Below are 15,001 nucleotides of genomic sequence, written 5' to 3'. Positions count from 1 at the left end.
GTTCGAGCCGCCCACGATCGTGGCGAAGATCACCTTCGGCTTGGTGAGCTTGATCTTGTTGATGACCGAGTTGAACTGCGTGTGGCCGAGGGGGAAGTACTCCTCGCCGACGACCTTGCCCTTGAGCACGGTCTCCACGTGCTTGCGGGCGATCTTGTTGGAGGTGCGCGGCCAGATGTAGTCGGAGCCGATGAAGTAGAAGCTGTCGCCGCCCTTCTCCTTGTGGACCCAGTCGAGGCCGGCGAGGATCTGCTGCGTGGCCTCCTGGCCGGTGTAGAAGACGTTCTTCGACTGCTCCAGGCCCTCGTAGAAGGTCGGATAGTACAGCAGGCCGTTGTACTGCTCGAAGACCGGCAGCACCGCCTTGCGCGAGGCCGAGGTGAAGCAGCCGAACACGGCGGCGCAGTGGTCGTTGACGAGGAGCTTCTTGGCCTTCTCGGCGAAGGTCGGCCAGTCGGAGGCGCCGTCCTCCTGGATGATCTTGATCTTGCGTCCGAGCACGCCGCCGGCGTCGTTGATCTGCTGGATCGCCAGCTTCTCGCCCTGGCTCGGCCCGGTCTCCGAGATCGCCATGGTGCCGGTGATCGAGTGCAGGATGCCGACCGTCACCTCGCTGTCGGTCACCGCCAGAGCGCCGGCCTCGGCGGCCGCCGCGACGCGCGGCAGCGATGCCGCGAGCGGGGCCGCCGCCAGCCCGAGCAGCAGGCGCCGGCGGAGGGTGAAGTGCGCGGGATCGTCTGTCGCCATGGGGGGCAAATCCTTCAGATCGTTCGAGAAGGTGGGCCGCCCCGTCCGCACCGGATCAGCCGTCGCGCACGGATCGTCTCCTTCGGCATATTTCTTCAAAAGAAAATAAATTTCGCAAGATGAAAACATCGGCAGCCTGCCCATATCGGCGGCGGCGATCCCGGGCGCCGGCTTCCTATTTGCGGCGGCGCGCCGGGGCGAGCCCGGTCAGCGCCGCGAAGGCGCGACCAGCGGCCGCCTCCAGCCCCGCCGCCAGGGTGCCGCCGTCGGGCGCGAGGAGCCGGAGGCCGAGCCCGGCCGCGTTCGGCAGCGGGCTGAGCCCGGCCCGGCAGCCGGTGCGGTCGGCCGCGGCCTGGACGTCCCCGGGATCCGGCAGGCACGGGGCCGGACCGAGGATGACGAGGGCGCCGTAGGCCCGCCACGGGCCGAGCGGCGAGGCCGGATCGCGGAACTCGGCGCCGGCGATGCGCGCCCGCTCGCGGACCAGGACGGCCCCCGCCGCCGTCTCGATGCCGAGGGCGAGCTCGACGTGCTCGAACGGCCTGCCGCGGCCCTCCGGGTCGTGACACGCAATGCTCTCGGAGACGACGGCACGGGCCCCGGGCTCGAGCGTGACCCGGGTCGAGGCCGAGAGGGCGGCGCCGGGGAACAGGATCAGGGGATCGGGCACGCAGTGGAGGAAGGCATCGGCGCCGACGCGGATCCGCGTGTCCTGGCGGGCCGGCTGGTCGGCGCTGCGATGGACGACCGTGGCGGCCTGGGTGGTGACGTGCGCCGCCGAGCCCGGACCCATCGTGATGTCGAGGCCGAGACGGTCGCCGCGGTAGAGGCCGCCGGAGGCCGATTGCAGGTACAGCGTGATCAGCTCCGGCCGCTGCGGATACAGGCGGAACGGCTTCGTGATGTGGAACGGGTACGGCACGTGCTGGTCGGCGAGCACGCTGGTCCCGCCGCCGCGCACGAAGCCGAGGCGGGCCGTCGCGCGGCGGCCGGTCTGGACGTCGTCGGGCACGGCTAGGGCGCGAACAGGACGGCCCGGCCGATGGCATCCGCCACCGCGTCGATGCCGAGGCCCGCGCGCGCGTTCGTGGCGAGGACCGGCCTGCCGCTCCGGACCCGCGCGGCCTCCGCGAGCATCCCGTCGAGGTCGACGCCGACATGCGGCGCGAGGTCGACCTTGTTGATCACGAGGAGGTCGCAGCGCAGCACGCCCGGGCCGCGCTTGCGCGGGATGTCGTCGCCGCCGGCCACGTCGATCACGAAGATCCACCAGTCCACGAGGTCGAGGGAGAAGGTCGAGGCGAGGTTGTCGCCGCCGGATTCGAAGACGAGCAGCTGCAGGCCCGGGAAGCGCGCCTCCAGCGCGTCGCCCGCGGCGATGTTGAGGGTCGGGTCCTCCCGGATCACCGTGTGCGGGCAGGCCCCGGCCTCCACCGCCTCGACGCGGCTCGGATCGATCAGCCCGGAGCGGCGCAGCCGCTCGGCATCCTCCTTGGTGACGAGATCGTTCGTGATCACCGCGAGATCGACGCCCCGCGCCCGCAGCACGGGGATCAGCCGCTCGATCAGCGCGGTCTTGCCGGATCCGACCGGGCCGCCGATCCCGATCCGGGCGGCGTTCGCGGGAGTCACGTCGGTCATGGGGAGCGGGGCCGTGAGAGGGGTGGCGGGGTTCGGCGCCGCTCAGCGCAGCATGTAGCGCTGGGCGAGCGGCAGAGTCCGGGCCGGCTCGCAGGTGGCGAGCACGCCGTCGACGAAGACGTCGAAGGTCTGCGGGTCGACGCGGATCTCCGGGCAGGCGTCGTTCCAGAGCATGTCGGCCTTCGTCAGCGTGCGGGTCCCGCGGGCGGGCAGGAGCGCCTTGCGCAGGCCGAGCCGGCCGCCGAGATCGGCCTCGATCGCCAGGGGGTGGACGAAGCAGGCCGAGAGCGCCTGCTTGGCGCGCCCGAAGGCGCCCCATTGCGGGCGCATCAGCACCGGCTCGCAGGTCATCAGCGAGGCGGCGGAATCGCCCATCGCGCCCCAGGCGATGAAGCCGCCCTTGATCACGAGCTCCGGCTTGATCCCGAAGAAGGCCGGCCGCCAGACCACGATGTCGGCCATCTTGCCGGGCTCCAGCGAGCCGACATGCTCCTGGATGCCGAAGGTGCGCGCCGCGTTGATCGTGTACTTGGCGATGTAGCGCCTGATCCGGGCATTGTCGCCGAAGCCCGGCCTCTCCTCGGGGAGCGGGCCGCGCTGGTCCTTCATCTTCGAGGCGAGCTGCCACGTCCGGCAGACGACCTCGTGGATCCGGCCCATGCCCTGGCTGTCGGAGCCGAGCATCGCGATCGCCCCGATGTCGTGGAGCACGTCCTCGGCGGCGATGGTCTGGGCGCGGATGCGGCTCTCCGCGAAGGCCACGTCCTCCGGCAGGGCCGGGTTGAGGTGGTGGCACACCATCGTCATGTCGAGGTGCTCGTCGAAGGTGTTGACCGTGTAGGGGTTGGTCGGGTTCGTCGACGAGGGCAGGCAGTGCGGCAGCCCGGCGACCCGGATGATGTCCGGCGCGTGGCCGCCCCCGGCCCCCTCGGTGTGGTACATGTGGATGGTGCGGCCGCCGATCGCCGCCAGCGTGTCCTCCACGAAGCCCGACTCGTTCAGCGTGTCGGTGTGGAGCTGGACCTGGAAGTCGTACGCGTCGGCGAAGCCCAGGCAGGCGTCGATCGCGGCCGGCATCGCGCCCCAGTCCTCGTGGATCTTGAGGCCGAGGACGCCGGTCTCCAGCTGCTCCTTCAGGGCGGCCGGCCGGTGGGTGTTGCCGCGCCCGAGGAAGCCGAAATTGACCGGCCAGGCCTCGGCGGCCTGGAGCATGCGGCCGGTGTTGAACGGGCCGCCGGAATCGATGCCGACGGTGATCGGCCCGAGCGAGCCGCCGAGCAGGGTCGTGACGCCGGAGGCGATCGCGTGGTCCGGCAGGCCGGCGGAATCGAAGTGCACGTGCACGTCGATGGCCCCGGGCGTCGCGATCAGACCCTCGCAGTCGCGCACCGTCGTCCCGGCCGACACGATCAGGCGCGGGTCGACGCCGTCCATGATCGCCGGGTTGCCGGCCTTGCCGAGCGCCACGATCCGCCCGTCCTTGATGCCGAGATCGCCCTTCTGGATGCCGAGGACGGGGTCGATCACCACGACGTTGCAGAGGAGGAAGTCGAGCGCGCCCTGCGCGGCGGTCACCCCGGGCGCCATCCCGATCCCGTCGCGCAGGGTCTTGCCGCCGCCGTGCAGGCACTCGTCCCCGTAGACGGCGTGGTCGTGCTCGACGACCGCCACCAGGGAGGTGTCGGCGAGCCGCACCCCGTCCCCGGTGGTCGGCCCGTAGAGGGCGGCGTAGTCGCGGCGCGGGATCGTCACCATGGCACTCTCCCTAGGCGCCCTTGAAGCCGCGGGCCTTGGCGCGGGCGAGGGCCGCCGCCCGCGCCGCGTCGTCGGGCAGGGTCCCCTGCGTCAGGTCGTTGAGCCCGGTCAGCTCCCGGGCGCCGCCGAAGCCGACCAGCGTCACGGTCTTGCGCTGCCCCGGCTCGAAGCGGATCGCCGTCCCGGCCGGGATGTCGAGGCGGTAGCCCAGGGCCGCCGCCCGGTCGAAATCGAGCGCCCGGTTCACCTCGAAGAAGTGGTAGTGCGAGCCGATCTGGACCGGGCGGTCGCCGGTGTTGACGACGTCGAGGGTGACCCGCGGGCGGCCCGCGGCCAGCTCGATCGCGCCGTCGGCCGGCAGGATCGCCCCGGGCTCCAGGGTGTCGGCGGGGGCGCCCGCCCGGGCGCGGACCGGCTCGTGGACCGTGACGAGCTTGGTGCCGTCCGGGAAGACGCCCTCGACCTGCAGGATCGGCAGCATGGCGGCGATGCCCGGCATCACGTCCTCGGTCGACAGGATCGTGGAGCCCCAGCCGATGAGGTCGGCGACGCTGCGCCCGTCGCGCGCGCCCTCCAGGATCTCGTCGGTGATGAGCGCCACCGCCTCCGGGTAGTTGAGCCTGAGGCCGCGGGCCCGGCGCTTGCGGGCGAGCTCGGCCGCGGTGAAGATCGTGAGACGTTCCAGCTCGGTGGGCGTGAGCAGCATCACCCGCTCCCTAGTTGGCGAACAGGCGCAGGTCGGCGCGCGCGTGCCGCATCGCGGCGACCTCGATCAGCGGCGTGAAGCCCGTGAGGACGATCGCGCCGTCGGGGTCCTCGGTCACGGGCCGCTCGGCGATCTCCGCGACGAGCGACAGCACCGTCTGGAGGGCCTGCTGGCCCTGGATGGCGCCCACCTGACCGAGCCGGACCGTGGCCGAGACCAGGCCGGAGACGAGCTGGTAGCCGGCGACGGCCGCCGCCTCCGCTTCCGACAGGCCCAGCCCCCGCCACAGGGCGCCCTGCACGGTGGCGAGGTGCCCCAGCATGAGCCCGGACCGGATCGCGGCGCGAATGTCCCCGGCACCGGGCGTGGCGAGCCGCGCGTGGGTGGTCAGCAGGGAGGCGCCGTTGCGCCGGCTGCCGGTGCGCATCGCCTCGACGAGGGTGGCCGCCTCCACGGCGGCGTCGATGCGGCCGAGCCGGGCCGGATCGGGGCCGGCGCGGTGGGCGAGGATCAGGGCGACGCGGTCGCTCTCCGCCCACCGGAAGCGCACGAGGGCCGTGAGCGTCCGCGTCAGGCTCACCGTGTCGAAGGCCGGGTCGCCCGCGACGAGCCCCTCGATCCCGTTGGAGAAGGCGAAGCTCCCGCTCGGGAAGGCGGCGTCGGCCTGCTGGAACGCCAGGAGCCGGCTCAGCACGGCGCCGCCTCGTCGAGGATGGTGTGGGTCACCTGCCGGTCGGTGACGAGGGCGCCGAGGCGGACGAGGTACGCGTCGGCCGGTCCGTCCAGGGCCACCAGGAGGGCGCCGTCGGCGAAGCGAACCCGCCAGTGGAGGTTGCCGGCGTGGTAGCCGAGCTCGAGGGCGGCGGCCTGGCTGTCCGGGACGAGGCGGAGCCAGCGCTCGGAGCCGACCCGGGCGACGAGGGCGCGGTCCGCCTCCAGCGCCAGCACGGCCCCGTCGAAGAGCGGCTCGTCCCGCGGCAGGGCGAGGGCGATCTCCTCGCCGGACTGGGTGGTCGCGCGGATCCGCCGCCGGGCGACGTCGGTGCTCGACACGACGAGCACGTCCACCGCGCCGTGATGCGCGAGATGGTGCAGGCGCTCGGCCATCCCGGATTCGTGCCGGCTGCCCAGGATACGATGGATCACACGCATGTCGGTCCGCGTCCCGCTCCCCGTCGCCAGGATCGAACTGGGCCTTGCAAGAGCCGGTCCGCCGTTCGGCGCGTCACCGGCAGCACCGGCTCAGACATCGAGCGTGGTCTCGCGCTCCCAGGCGGTGAAATGGGCGCAGTAGCTGTCCCACTCATTTTGCTTCAACTTGAGGTAGGCGACGGAGAACGCGCCGCCCAGATTGTCCCGCAGGGCCTCGTCGGCCTCGAAGGCCCGCAGCGCGTCCAGCAGGTTGAGCGGCAGGCGCGGCGCGCCGGTGACGGCGTGGCCGTCGCGGTACATGTCGACGTCGCTGTGCGGCCCGGGATCGGCCGCCGACGCCACACCGTCCAGGCCCGCGGCCAGGATCGCCGCCTGGAGCAGGTACGGATTGGCCGCCCCGTCGGGCAGGCGCAGCTCGAACCGGCCCGGCCCGGGCACGCGCACCATGTGGGTGCGGTTGTTGCCGGTCCAGGTCACGGCGTTCGGCGCCCAGGTCGCGCCCGAGATCGTGCGGGGCGCGTTGATGCGCTTGTAGGAATTGACCGTCGGGTTGGTGATCGCGGCGAGCGCGGGCGCGTGCCGCATGATCCCGCCGAGGAAGTGCCGGCCCCGGGTCGAGAGGCCGAACGGCATCTCGGGATCCGCGAAGGCGTTCACGGTGCCGGCCGTGTTCCACACCGAGACGTGGCAGTGGCAGCCGTTGCCGGTGAGGCCGGGGAACGGCTTCGGCATGAAGGTCGCCCGCAGGCCGTGCCGCTCGGCGACCGAGCGGACCATGAACTTGAAGAAGGCGTGCTTGTCGGCGGTGGCCAGCGCGTCGTCGTACTCCCAGTTCATCTCGAACTGGCCGTTCGCGTCCTCGTGGTCGTTCTGGTAGGGCTTCCAGCCCAGAGCCAGCATGTGGTCGCAGATCTCGGCGATCACGTCGTAGCGGCGCATCAGCGCCTGCTGGTCGTAGCAGGATTTCTCCGCCCGATCGTGGTGATCCGAGATCGCCGATCCGTCCGCGCTCAGCAGGAAGAACTCGGCCTCGACGCCGGTCTTGACCCGCAGGCCCTCGTCGGCGGCCCGCGCCACGAGCTGCTTCAGCACCACCCGGGGCGCCTGGCCGACGGGGGCGTCCGCCATGGTGCAGTCGGCCGCCACCCAGGCGACGTCTGGCTTCCAGGGCAGGCGGATCACCGAGGCGGCGTCCGGCATTGCGAACAGGTCGGGATGGGCCGGGGTCAGGTCGAGCCAGGTGGCGAAGCCCGCGAAGCCCGCGCCGTCGCGCTGCATGGCGCCGATCGCCTGCGCGGGCACCAGCTTGGCGCGCTGGCAGCCGAACAGGTCCGTGTAGGAGATCATGAAGTACTTCACGCCGTGCTCGGCGGCGTAGGCGGAAAGGTCGGTCGTCACGGCAGCCCCCTGAGCGCGGATCGGGTGGGGGCCGGCCGCGCCCCGTTCCGGCGCGACCGGCGGGGTTGAAGGGCCCTAGAAGCCCGCTTTGCCCGGGTACCAGTCGGTGCCGGCCAGCGGCACGCGGGCCATGGCGGCGGCCTCGAGCGTCAGCGCCACGAGGTCCTCGGGCTCCAGATTGTGCAGGTGGTTGTGGCCGCAGGCGCGGGCGATGGTCTGCGCCTCCAGGGTCATCACCTTCAGGTAATTGGCGAGCTTCCGGCCGGCGCGGACCGGGTCGAGGCGGGCCGCCAGCTCGGGATCCTGCGTGGTGATGCCCGCCGGGTCGCGGCCCTCGTGCCAGTCGTCGTAGGCACCCGCGGTCGAGCCGAGCTCGCGGTACTCCTCCTCGTAGGCCGGGTCGTTGTCGCCGATGGCGACGAGCGCCGCGGTGCCGATCGAGACCGCGTCCGCCCCGAGCGCGATGGCCTTGGCGACGTCCGCGCCCGAGCGGATGCCGCCCGAGATCACGAGCTGCACGCTCCGGTGCAGGCCGAGATCCTGCAGCGCCTGCACGGCGGGGCGGATGCAGGCGAGCGTCGGCTGGCCGACATGCTCGATGAACACGTCCTGAGTCGCCGCCGTGCCGCCCTGCATGCCGTCGAGGACGACGACGTCGGCCCCGGCCTTCGCGGCGAGCGCGGTGTCGTAATAGGGCCGGGCGCCGCCGACCTTCACGTAGATCGGCTTCTCCCAGTCGGTGATCTCGCGCAACTCGCCGATCTTGATCTCGAGATCGTCCGGGCCGGTCCAGTCCGGGTGCCGGCAGGCGGAGCGCTGGTCGATGCTCTTGGGCAGGTCGCGCATGGCGGCGACCCGGTCGGAGATCTTCTGGCCGAGCAGCATGCCGCCGCCACCGGGCTTCGCGCCCTGGCCGACCACCACCTCGATGGCGTCGGCGCGCCGGAGGTCGCGCGGGTTCATGCCGTAGCGGGAGGGCAGGTACTGGTAGACGAGGATGTCGGAATGGCCGCGCTCCTCGTCGGTCATGCCGCCGTCCCCCGTGGTGGTCGAGGTGCCGGCCAGCGTAGCGCCGCGGCCGAGGGCCTCCTTGGCGTTGGCGGACAGGGATCCGAAGCTCATGCCGGCGATGGTGATCGGGATCTTCAACGCGATCGGTTTCTTGGCAAATCGCGTGCCGAGGGTGACGCCGGTCCCGCAGGCCTCCCGGTAGCCCTCCAGGGGATAGCGGGACATCGAGGCGCCGAGGAACAGCAGGTCGTCGAGATGCGGGAGCTTGCGCTTCGTGCCGCCGCCGCGGATGTCGTAGATGCCGGTGGCCGCGGCCCGGCGGATCTCCGCCAGGGTGTGGTCGTCGAAGGTCGCCGACTTGCGCGGCGGCATCGGCGGGTTCTGATAGGTCATGCCCGGTCTCCCGCTTGAGCCGCTCCCGATCGGGAGCGGCTTTAAGTCCTTGATTCGACGCGCTCGCTCGCGCCGAACCGGTATCCACTCCGGCGGCGCGCTCTCAGTAGGCGTCGGCGTTGTCGATGTTGAAGCTGTAGAGTTTGCGGGCCGAGCCGTAGCGCCGGAACTCTTCCGGCCGGACGTCCGCGACCCCGGCGCGGTCCAGCAGGGCCGCGAGGTGCGCGCGGTGCTCGGGGCGCATCGGTTTCTCGATGCAGTCGGCCCCGAGGCTCTTCACGCTGCCGCGGACGAACAGCTTCGCCTCATAGAGCGAGTCGCCTAACGCCTCGCCGGCATCGCCCAGGACCACGAGGGATCCGGACTGGCCCATGAAGGCCGACATGTGCCCGATCGAGCCGTGCACGACGATGTCGATCCCCTTCATGGAGATGCCGCAGCGCGAGGCCGCGTTGCCCTTGATGACGAGGAGGCCGCCGCGCCCGGTGGCGCCGGCATATTGCGAGGCGTCGCCCTCGATCACGACCGTGCCGGACATCATGTTCTCGGCGACGCCCGGGCCCGCCGAGCCCTGCACCGTGACGGTGCCGCCGTCGTTCATGCCGGCGCAGTAGTAGCCGACCGGGCCGCGCACCGTGACGGTGACGGGCCCGTCGATCCCGACCGCGACCGCGTGCTGGCCCCGCGGGTTCAGCACCTCGAATTCGGTGTCGTTGGCGCCCGGCGCGACGCCGTGGAGGGCCTGGTTCAGGGCGCGCAGGGGCGTCGCCGCCAGATCGAAGACGGGCATGGGCGAGATCCGTGAAGGCTGCGGGGGGAGCGGCTCAGGCGGCCTGCCGCTGATCCCAGAAGTAGACGGTCGCCGGCTCGGGCTCCCAGACGCGGGCGGATTCGATCCCCGGCAGGCCGACGAGCGCCCGGTATTCCGAGCCGAAGGCGACGTAGCGCTCGGTCTCCGTCATGATCGCCGGCTTGCAGGCGATCGGGTCGCGCAGCACGCCGAAGCCGGACTTGGTGCCGACCACGAAGGTGAAGAACCCGTCGAGATCCGTGAGCGCCCCCGCGAGCGCCGCGCCGAGGTCCCGGCCACGCGCCATCGCGGTGGTGAGATAGGCCGCCGCGACCTCGGAATCGTTCTCCGTCTCGAAGGCCATGCCGGCCCGGGCGAGGCTCCGGCGCAGGTTGTTGTGGTTCGACAGCGAGCCGTTATGGACGAGGCACTGGTCGGCGCCCGTCGAGAACGGGTGCGCGCCCATCGTGGTCACGGCCGATTCCGTCGCCATCCGGGTGTGGCCGATGCCGTGGGTGCCCGACATTCCTGCGATGCCGAAGCGCGCCACCACGTCCTTCGGCAGGCCGACCTCCTTGTAGATCTCGACGCTCTCGCCCGCGCCCATCACGCGCAGATCGGGCGCGAGGCCCTTCAGGGCATCGCGCGTCGCGGCGAGGCAGTCGGACGCCACGGTGATGACCGCGTGCGAGCTCTTCACCGCCACCCGCGCCGAGCCGCCGGAGGCCTCCGCGAGGCGCTGCTCCAGGGCGGGGAAATCCGCCTCCGGGCGTGCCGACTGCACGGTGATCTTCGACAGGCCGGGGGCCGGCGGCCGGTAGATCGCGAGGCCGGCCGAGTCCGGCCCCCGATCCGTCATGGTGACGAGCATGTCGGCGAGCAGCGCGCCGAGCTGCGGCTCCAGGGCGGGGTCCTTCAGGAACAATCCGACGATGCCGCACATGGCACCACCTCCGTCGCGGGTTCGCCCGGAGCATAGGCGGCCTGCGCGGCGGAAATCAACCCTCAAGAAATAAGATTTCTTCTTGAGAACAACGCGGCCCGTCAGCCGGTGCGGCCCGACTGCGGATACGCGATCACCGAGAGGTAGCGGGCCGGCAGCACGAGCAGCTCCGCCGGCCCGTGCGGGGCATCGGCGTCGAAGAACAGGCTGTCGCCGGGCTGCATGTGGAAGTGCCGGTCCCCGTGCCGGTACAGCACCTCGCCCTCCAGCATGTAGAGGAACTCCAGGCCGGGGTGCTGGAAGGTCGGGAACACGTCCGAATCGGTCGTGAGCGTGATCAGATACGGCTCGACCGTCACGCCGCTGGTGTTCTCGTGGATGTGCCCGAGCAGGTTGTACTGGTGCCCGGCCCGCGTGCCGCGCCGCTCCAGCTCGATCCCCTCCCCGGCCTTGACGAAGACCGCGTTGCGGACCTCCTCGTAGCCGCGGAAGAAGCCGGTGATCGGCATGCCGAGCGCCTGGGCGAGCAGCTGCAGCGTCGTCAGGGACGGCGAGATGTTGCCGTTCTCGATCTTCGACAGCATGCCGGGCGACAGGCCGGTCGTCGCGGCGAGGTCCGCCGAGGTGATGCCGAGCCGCTTCCGGCGCTCGCGCACCGCGTGGCCGATCGCGCGCTCGAGGTTGTTCTCGCGCGGCTCGCGGACGGCGTGCGGATCCTGCAGCAGGACCGGCTCCCGCTCCGGCCGCGGGGCCTCCCCTGCCGTCCGGTTCGAAGCGCCTGACGGCATGGCGGATCTCCCTCCTCGGCGATCGTGGGCTCCGGCCAAGCGGGTCCTCCGCCGCCGTGCCGTGGCCCCGGACGCCTGTCAACGTCGCGATCCGCGACCCGTCGAAGAATCGCGGTTGAGGACGGATCGGCGCGCGGCGCCGACGGCCGGAGCGCGGGCGCTCGACCGCGCCGGGGGCGGCGTGGCATCGTCCCGGCCGGCGGCGCACCGCGCTCCGTGCGTGATCTCACGCCGCCGGATCCGAACCCGTCGCAGGGTTGGCCGGCGGGGCGAGCCGGTCGCCCCGCCGGCGCGAATCGAGGGTGGGCATGGCCGGGACAGGACCGAGCAGGCGCGGGATCCTCGCGGGCGGCGGCGCCGCGGCGGCCGCCGCGCTGCTGCCGCGGGCGGCCCGGGCCGCGCCGCGGATCATCCTCAACGACGCGAGCGGCCTCAACCCGACCCCGGTGACGCGCCACGCCGTGCTCCCGACGGGGTCGACCGACGCCCTGATCGAGGCCGTGCGCGCCGAGATCCGGGATGCCGCCGCCGCCGGCCGGCCTGTCGCCGTCGGCGTCGCCCGGCATTCCATGGGCGCCCAGAGCCTCGCCCGCGACGGGACGGCCGTGACCCTGGAGGGCGGCCCGATCGAGCCCGACACAGCCGCCGGCCTCTACCGGGTCGGGGCCGGCGCGCGCTGGTCGCAGGTCATCCGGCAGCTCGACCGGATCGGCTACTCGCCGACGGTCATGCAGTCGAACAGCGATTTCGGGGTCGGCTCGACCTTCTGCGTCAACGCTCACGGCTGGCCCGCGCCGCACGGCCCGTTCGGCTCCACCGTCCGCGCCGTCCGCCTCGTCCTGGCCGACGGCAGCCTCGTGACCTGCTCCCGCGAGGAGAACGCCGAGCTGTTCGGGCTGGCGATGGGCGGCTACGGCCTGTTCGGCATCGTGGTCGACCTCGTGGTCGAGATGGTGCCGAACCGCCTCCTCACGCCGACCTTCGCGGTGATGCCGGCCGCGGATTTCGCGCCGGCCTTCGCGGCGGCGGTGGCGCGCGACGCGCGCCTGCGCATGGCCTACGGCCGGCTCTCAGTCGCGCAGGCCGGCTTCTTCGACGAGGCGATCCTCGTCACCTACGCGGAGGCCGAGCACCCGCCGCAGGTCCTGCCCGCGGCGGCCGCCCAGGGGGCGTTCTCGGCGGTCTCGCGGGAGATCTACCGCGCCCAGGTCGGCAGCGAGTTCGGCAAGCGCGCCCGCTGGATCGCCGAGACCCGGCTCAACCCGACGCTCGATCCCGGCCTCGCCACCCGCAACAGCCTGATGAACGAGCCGGTGGCCAACCTCGCCTCGCGCGACCGCAGCCGCACCGACATCCTGCACGAGTACTTCGTCCCGCCCGAGCGCTTCGACGCGTTCCTCGCCGCCTGCCGCGAGACCATCCCGCGCTCGGGCTGCGACTGCCTCAACGTCACCCTGCGCTACGTGGCGGCGGACCCGGACTCGGCGCTGGCCTACGCGCCGGGCCCGCGCATCGGCGCGGTGATGTCGTTCTCGCAGGGCCTCACCCCCGGCGACGAGGCCGCGATGATGCGCATGACCGAGGCCCTGATCGAGCGCGTCGTGGCGATCGGCGGGGCCTATTACCTGCCCTACCGCCTGCACGCCCGGCGCGACCAGATGGCCCGGGCCTATCCGAAGCTCGACGCCTTCGTGGCGGCCAAGCGCCGCTACGATCCGGGGCTGCTGTTCCGGAACGCCCTGTGGTCGACCTACATGGCCTGACCGCGCCCCGGCACGGATCCGCCTCGCGCGGGCCGCGCGTGCCGACTCAGGAGACGCCCATGAGACCCACGCCCCCGCAGGTGGCCGCCCTCGCCTTCGCGGCCATCCTGCTGTTCGCCGCCGCCACCGACTACGTCCCGGCCTTCCGGGACGCGGAGGGCCGCGTCTTCGGCCTGTTCCGGCTCGACGTCTACAAGGACGCGCTCCACCTCGCCTCCGGCCTGTGGGCGCTCGCCGCCGGCCTGTGGTCGCGCTCCGCCGCCGTGACCTTCCTGCGGGCCTTCGGGGCGATCTACCTGCTCGACGGCGTCGTCGGCGTGCTCACCGGGTCGAGCTTCCTCGACCTGTCGCTGTTCCTGAAGGGCTTCCAGGACAGCCCGCTCCTCTCCAACGGCCCGCACCTGAGCCTCGGCCTCGCCGGCGTCGTGCTCGGCTGGTGGCCGTGGCGCGCCCGGACCGCGGCCGGGGTCGCCGCGTGAGCCCCCGGCCCCCCCGCCGCCGGCGACGGGTCGTCCGCTGGGCGGTCGCCGGCCTCGCCGTTCTGGCCCTCGCCTGCGCCCTGCCCGTCGCGGCGATCGAGGGGGGCTGCACTGTCAGGCCCGATCCCGCCGGGCCGGGGCGTTCGGCGGGCGGCTCGCGCTTCGGGATCGCCCCCGAGGGCTACAAGCGCGCGGCCGGCGACAGCTACCTCACCTTCCCCGAATGGGACATCGTCCACGCCTACGCGGACCTCGCCGGGGTGACGCGTTCCGCCTCGGAATCGGCCTTCGACTACTGGGCGGCGACGACGGGCTTCTGGACGAGCCTGTGCGGAGCGACCCGGGCGGCCGGGCGCACCGGCGACGTCACCGCGGGCCAGAAAGTCACCAACTACGTGATCGGCCTGAGCTTCACGGCCGAGATGTTGATCCAGGGCGCCTACGAGCGCACCCTCGGGGCGCTGACCGCGTGGTGGCGGGGGCCGGAGCCGACGGACGAGGACCGGTTCAACGCCCGGCTGCTCGGGGATTACGCCGCGTTCCTGCGCCAGACCCCCTGGTACCGCTACCCGTTCGACGCGGAGCTGTCGCGGCTCTGGCACGAGGTCCCGTTCACGCCGTCCCTGCGGGCGGTCGAGCGGCGCGGCGCGCTCACGCTGCAATACGGGGTGAAATGGGCCTACGCCCAGGGGATCGCGTGGCTCGCCGGGATGGACCCGGCCGGCCTGACGATCCGCAGCGTCGTGGCGGGGCTCGATGCCGGCGACGCGGCCGCCGACCCGCGCATCACCCTCCTCGGCCCCGTCCCGGCCGGCGACGGCGGCCCGGCCGCCCTGATGGAGACGCCGCGCTACCGGGCCTTCACGGAGATCGTCCGGGGCCTCGGCGCGCGGGGCCGGAACGTCCTGGAGATCGCCGGCAACCACCGGATCCTCACCACCGTCCTCCTGCCGCCGGGCCGGACGGTCACCCTCGGCGGGGCCGAGCCGCTGTTCGCGATGCCGATCCAGTCCGAGCCGGGCTGGCAGCGCGTCGGCTACGACACCGCGGTAGAGCAGCTCGTCGCGCAGATCCGCGACGTGGAGGCCGCGGGGGGCCGGTTCGAGCATGCCTACGATTACTGATCGGCGCCCCCGGCGCGGCCTGCCGGTCGGCGCCGTCGCGGCGGCGCTCGCCGGGGGGCTCGGCGTGACCGCGCTGACCGCCCTCGCGGTCCAGCCGGAGACCGTGGTGGCGCTCGGGAACCCCGCCGCCCTGGCGGCCGCCGACGACGGGGCCCTGGTCTCGGCCGGCCGCGCGTATCTGGTGCTCCGGCCCGCCGCGCCGGGCGCGGTCCGGCGCCTCTACGCGGGCGGCGCCTGGCTGGTCCTGCCGGCGCCCGGGACCGGCTGCCTCGGCGTGCGCTGAGGACAGCGCCCGCGGGGCGGCCGGAGGG

16 protein-coding genes are annotated in these 15,001 nt (G+C 72.8%); 4 read left to right on the top strand and 12 right to left on the bottom strand.

Features of this window, described 5'->3' with window-relative positions:
* The 12 genes from H288_RS32790 to H288_RS0124200 all read right to left on the bottom strand — a co-directional run.
* A partial coding sequence (locus H288_RS32790; protein WP_020095178.1) for a transporter substrate-binding protein occupies positions 1 to 747 on the bottom strand: 747 nt, incomplete at its 3' end.
* A gap of 175 nt (positions 748 to 922) precedes the next feature.
* Positions 923 to 1,759: an urease accessory protein UreD gene (locus H288_RS0124250; protein ID WP_020095177.1), complete on the bottom strand. Its 837-nt coding sequence runs from the start codon at positions 1,757 to 1,759 to the stop codon at positions 923 to 925.
* 2 nt (positions 1,760 to 1,761) lie between these two features.
* Positions 1,762 to 2,388 (bottom strand): urease accessory protein UreG, encoded by a 627-nt coding sequence (gene ureG / locus H288_RS0124245; protein WP_020095176.1) that lies wholly within the window; start codon positions 2,386 to 2,388, stop codon positions 1,762 to 1,764.
* A gap of 42 nt (positions 2,389 to 2,430) precedes the next feature.
* Positions 2,431 to 4,143 carry an urease subunit alpha gene (gene ureC / locus H288_RS0124240; RefSeq protein ID WP_020095175.1) on the bottom strand — a complete coding sequence of 571 codons (1,713 nt, stop codon included), beginning with the start codon at positions 4,141 to 4,143 and terminating at the stop codon, positions 2,431 to 2,433.
* A 10-nt stretch (positions 4,144 to 4,153) separates the two neighbouring features.
* On the bottom strand, positions 4,154 to 4,849 hold the full coding sequence (locus tag H288_RS0124235; RefSeq protein WP_020095174.1) for an urease subunit beta: 696 nt from the start codon (positions 4,847 to 4,849) through the stop codon (positions 4,154 to 4,156).
* A gap of 10 nt (positions 4,850 to 4,859) precedes the next feature.
* Positions 4,860 to 5,543: an urease accessory UreF family protein gene (locus H288_RS0124230; RefSeq protein ID WP_020095173.1), complete on the bottom strand. Its 684-nt coding sequence runs from the start codon at positions 5,541 to 5,543 to the stop codon at positions 4,860 to 4,862.
* On the bottom strand, positions 5,537 to 6,001 hold the full coding sequence (gene ureE / locus H288_RS0124225) for an urease accessory protein UreE (RefSeq protein WP_026605247.1): 465 nt from the start codon (positions 5,999 to 6,001) through the stop codon (positions 5,537 to 5,539). The genes H288_RS0124230 and ureE overlap by 7 nt, the downstream gene beginning before the upstream one ends.
* 90 nt (positions 6,002 to 6,091) lie before the next feature.
* On the bottom strand, positions 6,092 to 7,399 hold the full coding sequence (glnT, locus tag H288_RS0124220; RefSeq protein ID WP_020095171.1) for a type III glutamate--ammonia ligase: 1,308 nt from the start codon (positions 7,397 to 7,399) through the stop codon (positions 6,092 to 6,094).
* Positions 7,400 to 7,474: 75 nt separating this feature from the next.
* Positions 7,475 to 8,803 (bottom strand): FMN-binding glutamate synthase family protein, encoded by a 1,329-nt coding sequence (locus H288_RS0124215; RefSeq protein WP_020095170.1) that lies wholly within the window; start codon positions 8,801 to 8,803, stop codon positions 7,475 to 7,477.
* A gap of 103 nt (positions 8,804 to 8,906) precedes the next feature.
* Positions 8,907 to 9,593 (bottom strand): GXGXG domain-containing protein, encoded by a 687-nt coding sequence (locus tag H288_RS0124210; RefSeq protein ID WP_020095169.1) that lies wholly within the window; start codon positions 9,591 to 9,593, stop codon positions 8,907 to 8,909.
* A gap of 34 nt (positions 9,594 to 9,627) precedes the next feature.
* A complete protein-coding gene (locus H288_RS0124205; RefSeq protein ID WP_020095168.1) occupies positions 9,628 to 10,536 on the bottom strand; it encodes a glutamine amidotransferase family protein in 909 nt (302 codons plus the stop codon).
* A 101-nt stretch (positions 10,537 to 10,637) separates the two neighbouring features.
* Complete coding sequence (locus H288_RS0124200) at positions 10,638 to 11,324, bottom strand: XRE family transcriptional regulator (RefSeq protein ID WP_020095167.1); 687 nt, start codon at positions 11,322 to 11,324, stop codon at positions 10,638 to 10,640.
* Between the two features lie 308 nt (positions 11,325 to 11,632).
* Between H288_RS0124200 and H288_RS0124195 the strand changes: the two genes are divergently transcribed.
* Genes H288_RS0124195 through H288_RS0124180 form a run of 4 tightly spaced genes read left to right on the top strand, consistent with a single transcriptional unit; the run spans position 11,633 to position 14,973 of the window.
* Positions 11,633 to 13,087 carry an FAD-binding oxidoreductase gene (locus H288_RS0124195; protein ID WP_020095166.1) on the top strand — a complete coding sequence of 485 codons (1,455 nt, stop codon included), beginning with the start codon at positions 11,633 to 11,635 and terminating at the stop codon, positions 13,085 to 13,087.
* A 59-nt stretch (positions 13,088 to 13,146) separates the two neighbouring features.
* Positions 13,147 to 13,566 carry a DUF4383 domain-containing protein gene (locus H288_RS0124190; RefSeq protein ID WP_026605246.1) on the top strand — a complete coding sequence of 140 codons (420 nt, stop codon included), beginning with the start codon at positions 13,147 to 13,149 and terminating at the stop codon, positions 13,564 to 13,566.
* Positions 13,563 to 14,690, top strand: coding sequence for a hypothetical protein (locus H288_RS0124185; RefSeq protein WP_043713076.1), 1,128 nt, complete (start codon positions 13,563 to 13,565; stop codon positions 14,688 to 14,690). Before H288_RS0124190 ends, H288_RS0124185 begins: the two co-directional genes overlap by 4 nt.
* A complete protein-coding gene (locus H288_RS0124180; RefSeq protein WP_020095163.1) occupies positions 14,674 to 14,973 on the top strand; it encodes a hypothetical protein in 300 nt (99 codons plus the stop codon). The genes H288_RS0124185 and H288_RS0124180 overlap by 17 nt, the downstream gene beginning before the upstream one ends.
* The last annotated feature ends 28 nt before the right edge of the window (positions 14,974 to 15,001 follow it).

It is taken from the genome of Methylobacterium sp. 285MFTsu5.1 (assembly GCF_000383455.1).
Classification (GTDB): domain Bacteria; phylum Pseudomonadota; class Alphaproteobacteria; order Rhizobiales; family Beijerinckiaceae; genus Methylobacterium.
Note: the sequence above shows the minus strand (reverse complement) of the source record. Positions and strands in the feature narration are given on the sequence as shown.

Excerpts from the sequence above, each read along its gene's own strand:
- H288_RS0124200 (WP_020095167.1), bottom strand. The coding sequence starts at position 11,324 with ATGCCGTCAGGCGCTTCGAACCGGACGGCAGGGGAGGCCCCGCGGCCG.
- H288_RS0124235 (WP_020095174.1), bottom strand. The coding sequence starts at position 4,849 with ATGCTGCTCACGCCCACCGAGCTGGAACGTCTCACGATCTTCACCGCG.
- H288_RS0124215 (WP_020095170.1), bottom strand. The coding sequence starts at position 8,803 with ATGACCTATCAGAACCCGCCGATGCCGCCGCGCAAGTCGGCGACCTTC.
- ureC (WP_020095175.1), bottom strand. The coding sequence starts at position 4,143 with ATGGTGACGATCCCGCGCCGCGACTACGCCGCCCTCTACGGGCCGACC.
- H288_RS0124210 (WP_020095169.1), bottom strand. The coding sequence starts at position 9,593 with ATGCCCGTCTTCGATCTGGCGGCGACGCCCCTGCGCGCCCTGAACCAG.
- H288_RS0124180 (WP_020095163.1), top strand. The coding sequence starts at position 14,674 with ATGCCTACGATTACTGATCGGCGCCCCCGGCGCGGCCTGCCGGTCGGC.
- H288_RS0124190 (WP_026605246.1), top strand. The coding sequence starts at position 13,147 with ATGAGACCCACGCCCCCGCAGGTGGCCGCCCTCGCCTTCGCGGCCATC.
- ureG (WP_020095176.1), bottom strand. The coding sequence starts at position 2,388 with ATGACCGACGTGACTCCCGCGAACGCCGCCCGGATCGGGATCGGCGGC.
- H288_RS0124205 (WP_020095168.1), bottom strand. The coding sequence starts at position 10,536 with ATGTGCGGCATCGTCGGATTGTTCCTGAAGGACCCCGCCCTGGAGCCG.
- H288_RS0124195 (WP_020095166.1), top strand. The coding sequence starts at position 11,633 with ATGGCCGGGACAGGACCGAGCAGGCGCGGGATCCTCGCGGGCGGCGGC.
- ureE (WP_026605247.1), bottom strand. The coding sequence starts at position 6,001 with ATGCGTGTGATCCATCGTATCCTGGGCAGCCGGCACGAATCCGGGATG.